The 15,060-nt window shown below is 43.7% G+C and carries 13 protein-coding genes; 9 read left to right on the top strand and 4 right to left on the bottom strand.

Annotation, left to right across the window (positions count from 1 at the left end):
• The first annotated feature begins 67 nt into the window (after positions 1-67).
• From HMPREF0083_RS10035 to HMPREF0083_RS29740, 3 genes are all read left to right on the top strand, one after another.
• Positions 68-313, top strand: coding sequence for an HAD hydrolase-like protein (locus HMPREF0083_RS10035; protein WP_021621185.1), 246 nt, complete (start codon positions 68-70; stop codon positions 311-313).
• A 127-nt stretch (positions 314-440) separates the two neighbouring features.
• On the top strand, positions 441-629 hold the full coding sequence (locus HMPREF0083_RS10030; protein WP_040302301.1) for an H-type small acid-soluble spore protein: 189 nt from the start codon (positions 441-443) through the stop codon (positions 627-629).
• 118 nt (positions 630-747) lie between these two features.
• Positions 748-882, top strand: coding sequence for a hypothetical protein (locus tag HMPREF0083_RS29740; protein WP_021621183.1), 135 nt, complete (start codon positions 748-750; stop codon positions 880-882).
• 35 nt (positions 883-917) lie between these two features.
• Here HMPREF0083_RS29740 and HMPREF0083_RS10025 read toward each other — a convergent pair whose 3' ends face one another.
• The 4 genes from HMPREF0083_RS10025 to HMPREF0083_RS10010 form a co-directional block, all read right to left on the bottom strand.
• On the bottom strand, positions 918-2,168 hold the full coding sequence (locus HMPREF0083_RS10025; RefSeq protein ID WP_051354612.1) for an MFS transporter: 1,251 nt from the start codon (positions 2,166-2,168) through the stop codon (positions 918-920).
• A gap of 60 nt (positions 2,169-2,228) precedes the next feature.
• On the bottom strand, positions 2,229-3,368 hold the full coding sequence (locus tag HMPREF0083_RS10020; RefSeq protein WP_021621181.1) for a winged helix-turn-helix domain-containing protein: 1,140 nt from the start codon (positions 3,366-3,368) through the stop codon (positions 2,229-2,231).
• Between the two features lie 114 nt (positions 3,369-3,482).
• Positions 3,483-5,054: a sodium/solute symporter gene (locus tag HMPREF0083_RS10015; RefSeq protein WP_021621180.1), complete on the bottom strand. Its 1,572-nt coding sequence runs from the start codon at positions 5,052-5,054 to the stop codon at positions 3,483-3,485.
• Complete coding sequence (locus tag HMPREF0083_RS10010; RefSeq protein ID WP_040302303.1) at positions 5,051-5,416, bottom strand: DUF485 domain-containing protein; 366 nt, start codon at positions 5,414-5,416, stop codon at positions 5,051-5,053. The genes HMPREF0083_RS10015 and HMPREF0083_RS10010 overlap by 4 nt, the downstream gene beginning before the upstream one ends.
• 249 nt (positions 5,417-5,665) lie before the next feature.
• On the opposite strand from HMPREF0083_RS10010, the gene HMPREF0083_RS10005 reads away from it, so the two are divergent.
• From HMPREF0083_RS10005 to HMPREF0083_RS09980, 6 genes are all read left to right on the top strand, one after another.
• Entirely contained in the window at positions 5,666-6,916 is a 1,251-nt protein-coding gene (locus tag HMPREF0083_RS10005; RefSeq protein ID WP_051354611.1) for a helix-turn-helix domain-containing protein, read from the top strand.
• Between the two features lie 107 nt (positions 6,917-7,023).
• Positions 7,024-11,028, top strand: coding sequence for a tetratricopeptide repeat protein (locus tag HMPREF0083_RS10000; RefSeq protein ID WP_040302300.1), 4,005 nt, complete (start codon positions 7,024-7,026; stop codon positions 11,026-11,028).
• A 28-nt stretch (positions 11,029-11,056) separates the two neighbouring features.
• Positions 11,057-11,926 carry an NAD-dependent epimerase/dehydratase family protein gene (locus tag HMPREF0083_RS09995; RefSeq protein WP_021621176.1) on the top strand — a complete coding sequence of 290 codons (870 nt, stop codon included), beginning with the start codon at positions 11,057-11,059 and terminating at the stop codon, positions 11,924-11,926.
• Positions 11,927-12,050: 124 nt separating this feature from the next.
• Positions 12,051-12,710 carry an RNA polymerase sigma factor gene (locus HMPREF0083_RS09990; protein ID WP_051354610.1) on the top strand — a complete coding sequence of 220 codons (660 nt, stop codon included), beginning with the start codon at positions 12,051-12,053 and terminating at the stop codon, positions 12,708-12,710.
• 35 nt (positions 12,711-12,745) lie between these two features.
• A complete protein-coding gene (clpP, locus tag HMPREF0083_RS09985) occupies positions 12,746-13,327 on the top strand; it encodes an ATP-dependent Clp endopeptidase proteolytic subunit ClpP (RefSeq protein WP_040302299.1) in 582 nt (193 codons plus the stop codon).
• A gap of 652 nt (positions 13,328-13,979) precedes the next feature.
• Positions 13,980-14,972 carry a phosphotransferase enzyme family protein gene (locus HMPREF0083_RS09980; protein WP_021621172.1) on the top strand — a complete coding sequence of 331 codons (993 nt, stop codon included), beginning with the start codon at positions 13,980-13,982 and terminating at the stop codon, positions 14,970-14,972.
• Positions 14,973-15,060: the final 88 nt, after the last annotated feature.

Raw genomic sequence — 15,060 nt, 5'->3', positions numbered from 1 at the left:
TTCTGATTCAGTTTTCAGAGTGTAATAAATGAACTCCCTTATCTGAGCAGTCAGGTAAGGGAGTTTTATGTATATATTATATACATCAGATCATGTAATCGGAATGGTATGTGTGCTTATGATTGGTGATCGCTTAGAAACGGACATTCTGCTTGGATTGAACAGCGGGATAAAGACCGCTTTAGTGCTTACAGGCGTTACAAGTCGCGATGCTTTAGAAAATCATCCGATTTCTCCGAATTACGTTTTTTCTACAATAGGTGACTTATTGCTATCGGCTGAGTCGGAGCCTGCTCCTTCTAAGAAGGTATAGATTTCTGTTCATTGGCAAAACATAAAGTGAGACTTCACTCAGTGGGGGCTTCATCTCCCGCTGCCCGTTAAGGCGGGATAAGAACAGAAATACATTCCTTGCGAAATTTTTTATTGAGGTGATGGCTATGGAAACGAAACGTGCACAAGAAATTCTACAATCCCACGAAAAAATTGATGTCGGGTTCGAGGGTGTTCCAATATGGATAGACTCTGTAGACGAACAAAGTAAAACTGCAAGAATACATACGATGGAAAATCCAACGGATCGGAAAACGGTTGCCTTGTCCGAGTTGAAAGAACTGGAAAACCATTAATAAAGGAAAAAAGCTGTCATGCGTTTTGCAAAAGGACAGCTTTTTTCCTTTATCAGCAAAAACTTGTCCGGGAAGCTTACAGAAACAAAGGGCACATTATAACCAGGAGGTGAACCGCTTGGGTTGGCTACTGGTTCTCATCGGGATTGTGCTGGCGTTCGTGACGGTGCAAAGAAAATGGTTGTATGACCCGACTCACCCGGAAAGACCGAAGAAAACCCGCGCAAGTACATGGTTCAGAAGTAAACAGTAACTGTTCACAGGAGAGAACATGTTCTCTCCCCTCCTTTATTTTATTAAGTGTTCTTTTGTCGCTACGAGCCGTTTCCGTAGAAAGAAGCCGGAAACACCGAGCAGTGTCGCGAAAAAGCCGCAGGCGAGAAATAAATGATCTACTCCATGTTTTTTTACCAGCCAGCCGCCCGTTAGGGGAGCGGCAATAAGTAAAAAATTAAGGATGGAATGATAAATTCCATATACTCGGCCAATAGCACCGGAGGGCGTTTCTTTCTGAATCGAGAATTGTACCCCTACGAAAGAAAGACCGGTGCCTGCTCCGCATAGCATACCGATAAGAAGAAAATAAAACAGCGGTGTGGTTGCATTCAGTAATCCGAGAAAAAGTACAGCTAATCCCGTTAGCAATGCACCTGCACATAGGAGGGCGAAATAGGAAATGCTCTGTTTTATGCGTGAGAAAAATGCGGTGCTGCAAACCGCTCCAAGCCCGATTGCTGAGATAATCCATCCGGGAAGTTCTTGCTGTAATGGTTTTATTTCTCGAAGTAGAACACCTATTTGAATATCAACAATTTGTATTATCGTTGTAACAGAAAAAGAGAATATCAGGCAGGTGATCAACATTCGATTGCCGAGAATTGTATGCCAGCCTTCCGTCCAGTCCATGCGGAAAGTTGCTCGTTTTTTGTTGCTTTCGTCAGAATGCGAAATGTCCGAAGGAAGAAATGCAAGAAGTAAAGCAGAAGCAGCAAGACAAAAGGTCGTTAAAAGCAGACAAAGCTTGTAGGACGATGTTAGGGTTAGCATAAAGGCGCCCAGCATCGGTCCAATAATTTTTGTCAGTTGGGACAATGTACCAACAAGAGCAGTGGCTTCCAGTAGCTGGTTTTCAGAAACAATTCTACGAATGATGGATTGTTGAGCAGGCAGATGAAATGTACCAATAGACGAACGAAGCAGCAGTACGGATAATATCAAGTATGGTGTTGGTACAAAAAGTAAAAGCAATGTGCAACTGCTACGAAGGGCATCCGTGCAGATGAGTACACGCTTTGGCTGCCAGCGGTCTACCCAGACTCCTGCGATCTGGCTCAATAAAATGCCTGGAAACGCGTAAGCAACAGGTAGCATCGAGATAAGCAACGGTTCAGCTTGCCATATATAAGTAAATAGAGTTAGTAAAGCGATAAAATCAAGCCAATCTCCAAGGCTAGAGAGCAGATGAGCGAGAAGAGCATACAGGAGCCTTGAATTTTTCCAGGGAGAAGTTGGCACATGGTTTGTAGTTGAGACATGCATAAGCAACCTCCGTTTGATGATAGTATACATTCATCCTAAACGGAGATTGTCAGAGCATTGTCAGAGAAAGTGGTCAAGCTGTTGGCGAATCCTTTGTTCAAGAAAGGAAAAGGCGTATAGCTCGGATAATTCCTCCCAGGTTTGTCCGTAGCGTGCCGTGACTTCGGGATGTTCCGTAATCAATGGACTCGAAAAATAGCGAAGCAGGCGTGCTCCATAAATGAGATGGGGAATAAATCGGGAAGTTTGAAGTGCAAATAGACCTTCTTCGATCGATGTGTCGGCTTTTGAGAAGCGCTTTTGACTAAGCAACCATAAGCCTTTAATAACAAGAAATAGTCCTTTCTCACGCAAATAGGGATGAGAGGGAAGCAGCTGCTCAATATGCTGAATCCATTTCTGTGCTTCTGCATGATTTTTTTCTAGTACAGATAAAAGTAGCTTTTTATTATAGAAGAAAAGACGAAAGCCCTGCATATCTGGTTCGCATATTTGTTGTTCGTATCGGTTCAAAGCCTGTCTTGCTTGCATAAAACGTTTTGTTTCGATGTAAAGGTCGATGATATTAAACTTCATTTCTTCATGCCATAATGGAGGAAGGACCTGTCTGGCTGAAGCCTTTTTAATATATTCCAATGCTTTTTCTGAGTTAGGTTGAATATGCCAATAGAGAAAAAGCAGATAGAAACCCTTTTGTTTAAAAGAGAGATCAGGGCGGAGGAAGAAGGAGAAATTTCCCTTCACTGCTTCCAGGTACAGCTGTTTCTCCTCAGCAACGCGAAATCCTAAAGCGGATTGATTTGCGGCAAGCACCTGCATAGCTTCTCCCTGGCCGAATAGATGATATTTATCTAGTAGAGCGGTGTAGCTGGCGGTAATCTCATTGTCTTTAGTTAGTGGATTAATAGGGAAGGAAGTGTTGAAGATGAGTCGGTATCCTTGCCCTCGAACGGTTTGAATGGATACAATGTGTATCCAGCGCTTTAGTTTTTTGCGTAGCCGATAAATATGGTCGTCCACGGTTCTGTCTGTCGGATATTCCATCGGCCATACAGCATTTAGCAGTTGTTCACGGGTGCATAGCTGATTCGCATGGCGATACAAATAATAAAGCAGGGCATGTTCTTTTGGCAATAGCGTAATTGTTTCGCCGCCGGTTTGGACGATCCCTTGTTCAGCGAAGAAGGTAAGCTTCATCATGTATCCCTCGACTTCTTATATATTAGAAAAGCCAGGCAGGGAACGCCTAGCTTTTCTTTCATTATCTATTATTTTTTTGTCTTGGGAAACAAAAAATCAATAAACCGTGCAAAGTTATGCTGCTTCAGATTCTTTAGAATGGACTTTTCTCATGAAATCGTTAACATCTGCAGGTACTTTACGATCAAGCTTTGATACAATATAGACAGAGAGGAAGCCAATCGGTACCGTGATTAAACCCGGGATTTTAAATTGCAAGAATTCCGGTAGGGTAGAAGAAAAGAATATCATGTACATGGACACGACAAGACCAATGATTAAGCCAGCGATGGCTCCCTTCTCCGTCATGCCTCTCCACCAGATTCCCAGAATGAAAATCGGCGTAAATGTGCTGGCTGCTACAGTAAAGGCAAGAGCTACAAGGTGTCCGATAGAGGCTGTCTTAACCATCAGCCCCAGTATGCCGTAAAGAATACCAAGAATGACAATGGAAACTTTACCTGCAATAACCCGCTCGCGTTCGCTTATGTTATTTTTACGGACGAATGTAGCATACAAATCATGTGCCAGTGCACCGGAGCTTGCGATAAACAGACCCGATAGATTGGAGAAAATCGCTGCAAATGCACCGGCGATAACGAGACCGAGCAACCATTCTCCTCCGAGGGCTTGTGCCGTTGACGGTACCACCATGTTGTTGCCCCCTGAAACCAGGTCCTTCATAACTTGGGGTTCTGCCGCACCGCTTAAGAAAATGGAACGGCCTACGGCTCCCAGATATACAGCAAAGAAAAAGAAAACGCTTGCAATTGCAATGGCCATAAGTGCTGATTTGCGAGCTGCTTTCGCGCTCGGATTCGTGTAGAAGCGTAGCAGGATATGAGGCAGGCCAATTGTTCCAAGAGAAAGACCGATTGTCATGGATACGGTTTGCCAGAATGTTGGAAAGTAATTTCCTGTACCAGTCCATGATGTGCCGTCGAATTCTACATCCTTGGCGTCTGTCGCGTATTGTGCCGTACCACCGATAGAGCCTTTGAATTCACTGATGGCAGCCAGAATTTTTTCATAATGCAGCCCCCCGTAGATAGCAGCCGCAACCATCAGAATAAATGCACCTAGGCGAATCCATAGCTCCAGTGCCTGATTTAGTGTTGTGCCTTTCATGCCACCGATGCCAACGTAAAAGATCATAACCGTACAAGTGAAAATAATACCGAATTCATAGCTTGTCCCAAAGAACATGCTCAGGATTTGTGCGGCGCCGAGAAGCTGTGGGGCGGCATAGAAGCCGGAGATAGCTAGAACAACCGCTACTGCTGCCAGACGTGCGCGTTTGCTGTGGAAGCGATAAGCGAGAAAGTCGGCCACCGTATACGCACCGAAACGGCGAAGCGGACCGGCAACGAAAATCGCAAGCAGGGTTAAACCAATCGAGAAGCAGAACGCATAATATGCACCATCATAACCAAGCTGGAAGGTAAGTCCGGCTATTCCAAGAAATGTAGCAGCGCTCAGATAGTCTCCTCCAATGGCAGAACCATTAGTGAACCATCCGAAGCTTCGTCCGCCAACGAAGTAGTCGGATGCTGTCGCGCTCCGTTTAGTTAAATACGTAATGTATACGATCGTTCCCATTAAAATAATAGTCATTATCATTTTAGGTTCGAGCAGTGATTGCATCATCCGATGTTCCTCCCTTCAGATTTATCAAGCGGGGAGCTGTTGTTTTGATATTTTTGTATGCGTTTTTCATACAGAGCAGTATGAACATAGGCAATGATGAATGCCATGGCCATCGCGATGATACCGGTAGAAAACCAGGCATAGGTCATGCCTCCCCACATGCGAGAGAACATAAAGTCGGGAGCGAACCAGTTCAGAATCGGAATGGCAAAAATGAATGCATAATAAAACAGACTTAATTTAAAACCTGTGGAGAACTCGTCTTTCATGATTTTTTCGGTTTCAGTGTCTAGTGGTGGAAGCTCGCTCACATCAATCGTGCCTGCAGCGACATAATCATATTCAGAATACTCATTCGCCATATGTTTTCCCCCTTTTTGAACAAGCTCTTTAAATATATTTTTCTCTATAATGCCGCTTTCCAATTCCCCTCCTTATAGGGCGGCGTAAAGGATTTTTTTTGATTGTACTTCACAATATGGACAAATACCTTACAGAAAATTGTCTAAAATATATAAAAATTTGTCCTATTCTAATTATTTTCGTTATAATTAGTGTAAAAAAAAGTAAATAGAAATGCGTGGATACCGAGTAAAAGGAGAGAACGGAAATTGTACAGCATTCAATTCGTAATGAAAAATGAACGTGAGAAAGCAAGGCTGAAGACCTGGATTCAGGAAGAGTACCCGTGTAAATGTGTATTTATAGAAAAAGAGGAGCTAAATTGCTTACCTCATATTTTAGTTATAGAAATTCGTGGTTTGTTCGATTGGATACGCATCCATCGTATTCGGAAAAGAAATAAAGAATGCCGAGTTTTTCCGCTTATTCCACCCGAATGGTTGCATACATCACCGCTTGCCATCGAGCTTAAACTACAATCTATGCTGGTTTACCCAATAAAAAGAAATTTGTTTATGAGAAACATAAAAAGAGCGATTGAATCGCTATCCAGCAAAGGGGATGGGGCATTCAATTATAAAGATATTTATGAACAAATCCAGATAGAAGGAGCGGTTGAAAGAGAAGACGGTCCTTTTCGGGAAGCGTTTTTACGCCGTCTTTTACGCGGGGAAATCTCTACAGAACAAGAAATTATTCAGACTCGACCTTTTCTGCCAGGCGAAGCAGTTCCGAATATCGTCTGTTTTATTCAGGGGTTTGTTCGCTTTCCTGAGCGAGAGGAAAATGAGGGCTGGGAAGCACCAGCTATCATTCAAAAATATTTTGCAGAACAATTTTCCTCTTTTGTTCCTCATTTATTTTTTCTGCCCTACCGCAAGCATATGGTTATGTTGTTCCGTGTTCCATCACCCTGCTCTTCCTTGCGTTACTGGAAGGAAGGGCATGAAAGCATGCTACATGTTATCGAAAAACTGGAGGAAAGGTACGGCATCTATCTATATATTGGTGTCGGTTCTGTGTACCGGGAGCCGTTGCTTTTGCACCATTCTTATCGGGAGGCCAGAAAAGCAAGGCGAACTCCACCATATGAGCGGCTGTCACTTCGTTACTATGAGGAATTGACGAAGGATGAACAACTACAGAAATGCATTGCTTATATCGGCGAGCATTATACGGAGGACTTATCTGCTACACAGGTGGCGGCACAGATTAATCTAAGCGCTCCTTACTTTAGCCGTTTTTTCAAAAAAGAAACAGGAAGAAGCTTTGTGTATTATGTGACATTCGTACGAATGCAGCAGGCAGTGTGGCTGCTGCGGCATACGAATCGTACGATCGAGCAAATCGCAGAAGAGCTTGGTTTTAATACGCCAAATTACTTTAGCTGCATTTTTAGGAAATATGCCGGACTTGCTCCGAGTGAGTACCGGGCCACCAAAGAAATAATCTTTATGTAATGAGACCAAAATACCGGTAGAAAAAGGAAATAAGATGCAGGTGATAAGCGGGACATTTGTATTATTCTTAAATCAATAGAATACAAGATTTGGAGGATCGAATTGTATTGATTAAAATCCGCGAGTTGCAGGCTATGCTTGAAGAAAAAAAATATAGGGAATGTTTTGCGCATTTTACCGGGTGGATTGATAATACACGTAAGGAAAAATCGCTCTATAGGACTGCAGTTTCACTTATCGGGCGACTACAGACGGAGGAAGAGTACCGGATTGCTATGAAAATCGCCCATGAGGGCTGCATGTTTCGCTATGAATCATTCATGGAACGGTTTGCGTATCATCGGCTGCGAACCCCGCAGAGCCGCATCTGGTACGCCGAGACGTTAGGTGGAGAAGGGCGCTGGACGAAGGCGGAATCCCATTTGGTTTCCGTTCTTGGAGAGGAGAATCTTGAGGATACGATTAAACGTAGCGCACATCTGGTACTAGCACGTGTAATGATGGAAATGCGCCGTTTCAAAAGCGCCTCCCTGCATCTAGCACATGCTGAGAGTCTTGGAGAAAGACGAATGCTGTATCACCGTGGCATCCTGTATTTCTATACAGGCAAATGGCGTAAGGCGGAGGAGCTGTTTCATGAAGGGATGGAGAAGGAGAAGGACGACTTTGCCTATCATTTGATGCTGTGCCGTTTGTATGGAAATCGTGGCGAGGAAGGGAAGGCTGAAGCAACACTGGAAGAAGCGCTTATGCTGTATCCCGAGCATCCATGGCTTTTGCGGGAGAGGATAAAGTTTGCGGAAGTTAAGGGAGATATGGGGGCATTTGCTGAATATAGCCAGCGTATGAACGAGGTTACACCACATCATGAATATCAAGGGTATTTCGCTGCTGTATTACATAGAGAACAGTCGGAGGTCGCCTGCACGGCTGAAAATACAAAGGATGGGGCAGACAAGACACGTAATGAGATTATGCTGCAACCTGTCGTACAGAAATATAATTACTGTGTTCCAACATGTGTAGAGATGATAGCAAAACGCTGGAATGTCCATGTTCATCAGGACGAAGTAGCGGCGCACATATTTGATGGAGATGGAACAAAGATTTACAAAGCCGTGGAATATATGAAGCGTTTAGGACTTACTGGCAGATACTTCGTTGGCACAGTGGAGCGATACCGCAGACTTGTTGATATGGACATTCCGGTCATGGTAAGTATTTCGTACCCGGACAGTTCGCATGTACAGATTATTCGAGGATATGATGATGAGCGCAAAAGTTTGCTTATTCAGGACCCTGGAATGCTCCAGGTGCAGTATGTTTCCTATGAAGGATTTGCGAAAAGATATGCTTACGAACACTATCTTTCCCTAGCTGTTATTCCACAGGGAGAGGAAGTTGACTTTTCATTTTTGCCTGAAGATGAGCACGAAGCATTCATAACAGTGGATCGGTTTGCTAAAGCTTTGGAAGAATGTCGTCCAGATGAAGAAATAGAGAAGCTAAAGCAGAGCATAACCAGAGGTCTTCATCAACCATATAACCTTATTCAAGTAGTAAGGCAGGCGGGGTTCTTTGCCGACAAAGAATTGATTGATGGCGCAGTGAAAGACTTGCTGGAGCGATATTCGAATGAAGAATACTTTCTTTTAATTTCAGCACAGGCATTTATTCAAGTGAACGAATATGAAAAGGCGGAGGCAATGCTGGATAGTATAACGTCTCCGCGTTATCGGGATTCCTACTGGTTTGCTAAGGGACGTGTTCACTATTATAAAGAAGAGTATGAGAAAGCCGAGTTCTGCCTACATCAAGCCCTTTCCTATGATGCAACGAACTATGCGATGTGGTCGTTTCTTGCCATGACATCGTTTTATAGAAATGACCTGGAGGATGCGCTTCGTTACTCCCATACCTCGCTGGAAATTAACAGCATTACACCTTTTACATTGTTGAACCATGGTGCACTGTTGATGGAGAAAGAGGAGTATGGCCGTGCTTTGGCATTGTACACAAAGCTTACACGATTGTCTCCGGGTTATGGACGTGTATGGTATGAGAAAGGAAAATGCCATAAAGAAAGAGGGGAACATGAATTAGCGCTATCCTGCTTTGCGGAAGCGCAGCGCCAGGACCCGGATGTGCCTCTGTCCTACAGGGAACAAGCCGGAATTTATGAATATGAACACCAGGATATTGAACGAGCGTTAGAAATTTTGGAGGAAGGCCTGCGACAGCTTCCCGGACATACCATGCTGCTTATGGTAAAAGGGGATATATTATATCGTGCAGAGCGGTATGAAGAAGCCGAAGTTGCTTTTAATTCTTGTATTCAAAACGAACCTGACGAAGATTCATACGCGTACATTATGATGGCGCGCATTTTGTATGCGCTCGAAAGAGAGAAAGAGATTCCGCCTATTCTTCAACAAGGTGAAACCTATTTTGCGGAAGAGGCCTATTTCCTCTGTCATGCGGGTCAATTGCTCTGGGATATGGAACCGGAGCGTGAATGGGCAGTCGGATTATTGACTCGGGGAGTATTGGCAGCACCGCCCGCAAATCGTGAAGCGGCAGTCGAGATGATGGTACGTTGTCTCCAGGGAACGGCGTATTATCACCAAGGGATCGATGTGCTTGAGGAATTGCTGAAACGTGCAGGTGAAGATACGGATCTTCTTTGCTATATCGGTTGTTTATACGAGGATAACGGCGATATAGAAGAAGCGGTCAAGTGCTTTTGCAAGGCGCGTGAATGGGACGATACCGACACCAATACATTTCCGGTCTATCGCCTAGGAGAGGTAGCGTTGCATACTGGAGATAAAGAGGAAGCCGCCTCTTATTATCGCACTTGTCTAAAGATGGATCCTGATTTCACTGTGGCGTATGAACGTCTGGCAATGATTGCAGGCGAGCAGGGGGACAAAGAGGAAGAGCGAAAAAGATGGCTTGAAGTGTTCTGCCGCCTGCCGAAACGATTCGAAAATTTGGATGAAGAGTTCACACATCTGCTCTCTTTGGTGGAAGAAAAAACGGATTTGCAAAATATCATACAACAATTGGAAGAGTGGCAGGATGAAGTTCCGGAAGCATGGCGTTTACAAGCGTTAGCTATCGTTTATGAAAAGGCGGGAGAAGTAGAACAAGCGGAAATGTGTTACCACGCTGTACTGAAAGACGTACCGCAAGATGAAGAAGTTCAGAAGCGTTGGGTTTCTTTTCTGCTCGCCCAGCAAAAAAATAAGGAAGCAGAAGATTGTCTTCTGGAATATTTGGTCAAGCAGCCGCAGAGCCGATTGCTGGCTGGCGTACTTGCTGATTTGTTATATCAGACGAAGCGAGGCTCACATGCTTCCCGCATGGTAGAGGAACTTCCGGTTTCGAAAGAAGAGAAAAGCATATTGATGCTTCATTATGCTGAAAGAATAGAAAGGCGTCAACTGGATGAGCACGAAGTGTTTGCGAATCGAAAAGCAGCCGGATTTATGGGAAAACTGCTGAACGGATGCAGGAAATTCCTGCATGAAAGCAGAGGATACATTCGAATTTCCATGCTGTATGAGGAAGCGATCGAATACAATCGGGAAAATATGAAAGCTTATTTATGGTACAGCGATTTTCTGGAGAAGTCGGAGATGCGTGACGATGCGATTGCGTGGCTTCGCAAAGGTTTGGGAGTCCGTTGGGATGCGTTGTGTGCCGCGCAATTAGCCTCAACGTTATACGAGAAATATTGGGAACATGAAGAAGGAAAAGCGGAAAAGTTCCGTATATATTTGGAGGAAGCAGGCGAATTGTCAGAGCGGCTGCTTACCGAATTGTCGGACGATCCGCATTTCCTCAAAATGGCTGGGTTTATTTTTATGAATCTGGAATGGCTCGAACATTCGGAGGAGGCATTCCGGTGTTGTTTGGCACTTTCCAGGCAGGCCGAAGCGTATTATGGATTGGCAAATGTGTATCGGTTGAAAGGGGAGGCAGAGCAAGCGATCGAAATGTATAATGAATGCTTAAAGCTGGAACCATCCCATGAACAGGCAGTAGAAGAGAAGGAATGGCTTGAGGGTGTCATGACGCAGGCGGATTTGGAATATATATCGCAATAATCTATCCAGGGAAATGAGGGGGCGCAGTATGAAAAACGTGCTAGTAATGGGTGGGACCCGATTTTTTGGTAAGCATCTAGTAGAGATGCTACTCGATAAAGGGATAAATGTAACGATAGCAACACGTGGGAAAACGCCTGTCCCGTTTGACGAACGGGTGAATCGGTTAGTTATGGATCGCTACGACAGAGCATCGCTCCAAAGGATAGCAGATGCTGGTCACTGGGATGCTGTGTATGACCAGATTTGCTATGCCTCCGAAGATGCGTTAGATGCTTGTGAAGTCTTTCGTGGTAAAGCCAATCGTTATATTTTCACTTCCTCACTATCAGTCTATCCATATGATGAAGAAGCGCAACCAGAGGAAAAAGTGAATCCTTATGTTCATCCAATCCGCATTGGAAGCCGTTTCGATTTCCCTTATGATGAAGGAAAGCGACAGGCTGAAGCGGTCTTCTTTCAAAAAGCTGAATTTCCGGTAGTGGCGGTTCGTTTTCCGATCGTAATGGGGGAGGACGACTATACAAAGCGCCTCATGTTTCATATCGAACATATTAAGCAGGAGCGTACCATTGGCTTACCGAACCCTGAAGCGGTTATGAGCTTTATCCTGGCAGAGGAAGCAGCGAGATTTCTGGTATGGGCGTGGGAAAGCGGGATAGAAGGACCGATAAATGCATGCTCTTCTGGAACGATTACGCTGCGTAAGCTAGTGGCTCTTATCGAAGAAGCGACCGGTAAGCAAGCAATTGTGCAGACACAGGCTGATAAGGTTGATATGTCACCCTACGGGGTAGAGCGTTCATGGTATATGGATAATCGCAAGGCACAAAAGGCGGGCTTTGTATTCAGTCGTCTGGAGGAGTGGCTACCAAGGCTAATTCGGAAGCTGTCATAGTAGAATTCAAAACTAATAGTCTGTCGAAAATATCTCGGCAGACTATTAGTTTTTTAAAATGGGGTATAAAAACCGTATCTTTTCGATAAATAATGACGTTTATACAATAAAGGAGGGAGTGTCCTTGTCACTTAAAGCAACGGTACATTTGGTAAAAGAGGATTTGGATGAACAGTTTAATAAAATAGTCAAATCTTATTCTGACGTACTAAGGCGGTATTGCTTAGCTATTACAAGATCTTCATGGGAAGCTGAAGATCTTATGCAGGAAACATGGCTAAAAGCGTTTGTCGCGCTTACGAAGCAGGGAACCCATTCCAATCCTAAAGCATTTTTATTTCGTATTGCATCAAATACCTGGATTGACAAACAGCGAAAACAAAAGGTCATTCTTGATAATGGGATTGATATTCATACCATTGCACAAGAAAATGAAGAGCGTGGAGAGGAAGTAAAAGAAGCGTTGAACGTGATTGTCCACCATCTTCCTGTAAGGCAGCAAGCTGTGCTTCTTCTTGCCGAAGCATTTAAGTTTACAGCCGCTGAAACCGCCGAGATGCTTGATATGACGGAGGGGGCAGTGAAGGCAGCATTGAACAGGGCGCGGGCAAAATTGAAACTTTTAAGGGACAGCGGATTATCTTATGCCGAAGAAAAAACTTATGAGGGAACCATTGAGGATTACAGACAAATACTTGCCAAATACCAACCGGAAAAAATTGTGTTGCTTATAAAGCAAACGTATGCCAGAAATACGCCGACAATGTTTCTGGCTGTTGCGTAGGATGGGGTCATCATTTTTTATTAAGGAGGATGATTATGAGTACGATTCCTGTTGTTATTGAACAAACGAACCGCGGTGAGCGATCGTATGATATTTATTCAAGGCTACTGAAGGATCGCATTATCTTTTTAGGCAGTGAGATTAATGATCAGGTGGCCAATTCTATTGTGGCCCAGCTACTTTTTTTAACTGCAGAGGACGCGGAAAAGGATATTCACTTGTATATTAATTCCCCTGGCGGCTCCACAACAGCCGGGATGGCGATTTATGATACAATGCAATACATTAAACCGGATGTTTCTACGATTTGTGTGGGCATGGCTGCCTCGATGGGCGCTATCCTGCTCATTGCCGGAGCACCGGGCAAACGTCTTGCCCTGCCGAACTCTGAAATAATGATCCACCAACCTTTAGGGGGAACGAGAGGGCAGGCGACCGATATTATGATTCATGCGGAACGCATTATAAAAACGCGGGAAATATTCAATAAAATTATAGCTGACTGCACTGGTCAACCGTTTGAAAAGGTGGAAAAGGATACGGATCGCGATAATTTTATGCTGGCGGAAGAAGCGAAGGAATACGGCTTAATTGATAAGGTAGTGAAGAAGCTATAATGTTTTGCATGCGTAATGGATAATGTTCGACAATCACGCCTGTTGATTATCCATAAGGTGAAAGAAAAGATGCACGCGTCGGTGTGTTCCCTCGTCTTTTTCTCACAAGGAAGAGACACAGCCGCTTTTTGGCGCCAGGGCCGGACCGGCAAAACATCTGGGCCTCTCGGGGCGGGAGACGAACCGACGCCCGTTTGGGGCACGGTATGGTGGCGATCTACTTTGGATTATACTGGATAATCAACACTCTTGTTCGACGATATGTACTGTAAAATAAGTAGCCGATCTGGGTAAACCGGATCGGCTACTGGACTATTGAGAAAGTCTCTTTATACTTTTATGCTGCTTTTTAGCAGTCGGCCTTGGAAATCCATCCTTAAGGCTCCAGTCGATAACCCATTTTGTGTACAGTATTGCTTTAATATATTCGTTAAGGTGAATATTGGGGTTTGTTAATGTTTCTACTACATATGGATTAAATTTCCTTAAATCAACCTAAACTTTTTCCGATTAATTACAATATAAATCTAATAAGACACAACTTTGCAACGACACACCTCCTTGCTATATCAAAATGCACACTAAAAAAGGAAACCAACATATTGTTATTTCGTATTTCAAACAAGAAAGTAAAAGATAGGTAGTGAAGACAATGCTTGCGAAAATTCAAGAATATTTTCAGATCCTTCCATTTGTGAGAACGGACTTGATACAGCATGTTGATGAAGAGGATGATGTACGAATCATATACAAAGCGACAACGGCTGACGGACAGGCTTTTGCTGTAAGAATCCTTTCCAATTCGTATACCACAAAAGAAGATCTTGTGGGTCAGGCACGTTTATGTAAAATGTTTTCACAGGCTGGGCTAAGTGTTCCCAAACGGCTGTATAAAGAGGACACACTGCCTTACATGACGTTATCCTGGAAAGGACAAGAGGCTTTTGCTGTAGTGGAAGAGTGGATGCCTGGAAGAGAGCTGGAGCATCTTGATATAAATCTTATAGGCCAAGCGGGAGAGTGGCTTGGCAAGATGCATCACATCGCTACAGAAACGATTATCCATTTTTCTTCCGAAAGTCCGTGGAGTATGTTTGGCTCAAATGATGAGCTTGCTCAAGATGCTCATACATTGAAAGTGGCGCTGCAAAAGAGCGGAGCAAACCGAACGCTGTATGAAGAACTATACGCCCTATATGAAAAGAAACGGAAAAAATTGAAAGAGCGTTGGTCTCAACTTCCTTGCGGAGCAGTACAAGGAGACTTTTCTTTGAATAATTTGCTTGTAGATGATGATGGCAACTTGTGTAATGTTATCGATTTTCATCTAGCGGGTACCGATGTTTTTGTCGGTCATTTTGCAGGTGAAGGAGCCTTTTTATCCTATGCAGCAGAGCGGGTAGATGATGATTCAGAGAAGATGGGAGACATATATTTTAACGCCTTTATGGCAGGGTACAAAAGGAATCGGCAGCTTAGCCAACAAGAACAAGACATCCTCAACGATTTAATTGGCCTTAGAAGAGCTTTTGCTTGTTATCAGGTGGATGATGTACTACATAGGATTGAAATTGGAGACATACATCAGGTAAACGTTGAACTGGAAAAAATGCTTTTTTATATGAAAAAGCAGCTGATTATCTAAAAATAAACTTACTATGATGAAAATTTTTATTTTATAGCTTTTCCGAGCGAGAAAACCCAACCTAACTATTGAATAACACCATATTTTT

Source organism: Aneurinibacillus aneurinilyticus ATCC 12856 (genome assembly GCF_000466385.1).
In the GTDB taxonomy this organism is placed as follows: domain Bacteria; phylum Bacillota; class Bacilli; order Aneurinibacillales; family Aneurinibacillaceae; genus Aneurinibacillus; species Aneurinibacillus aneurinilyticus.
The sequence above is the reverse complement of the archived record's forward strand: the minus strand, read 5'-3'. Positions and strand labels throughout refer to the sequence as shown.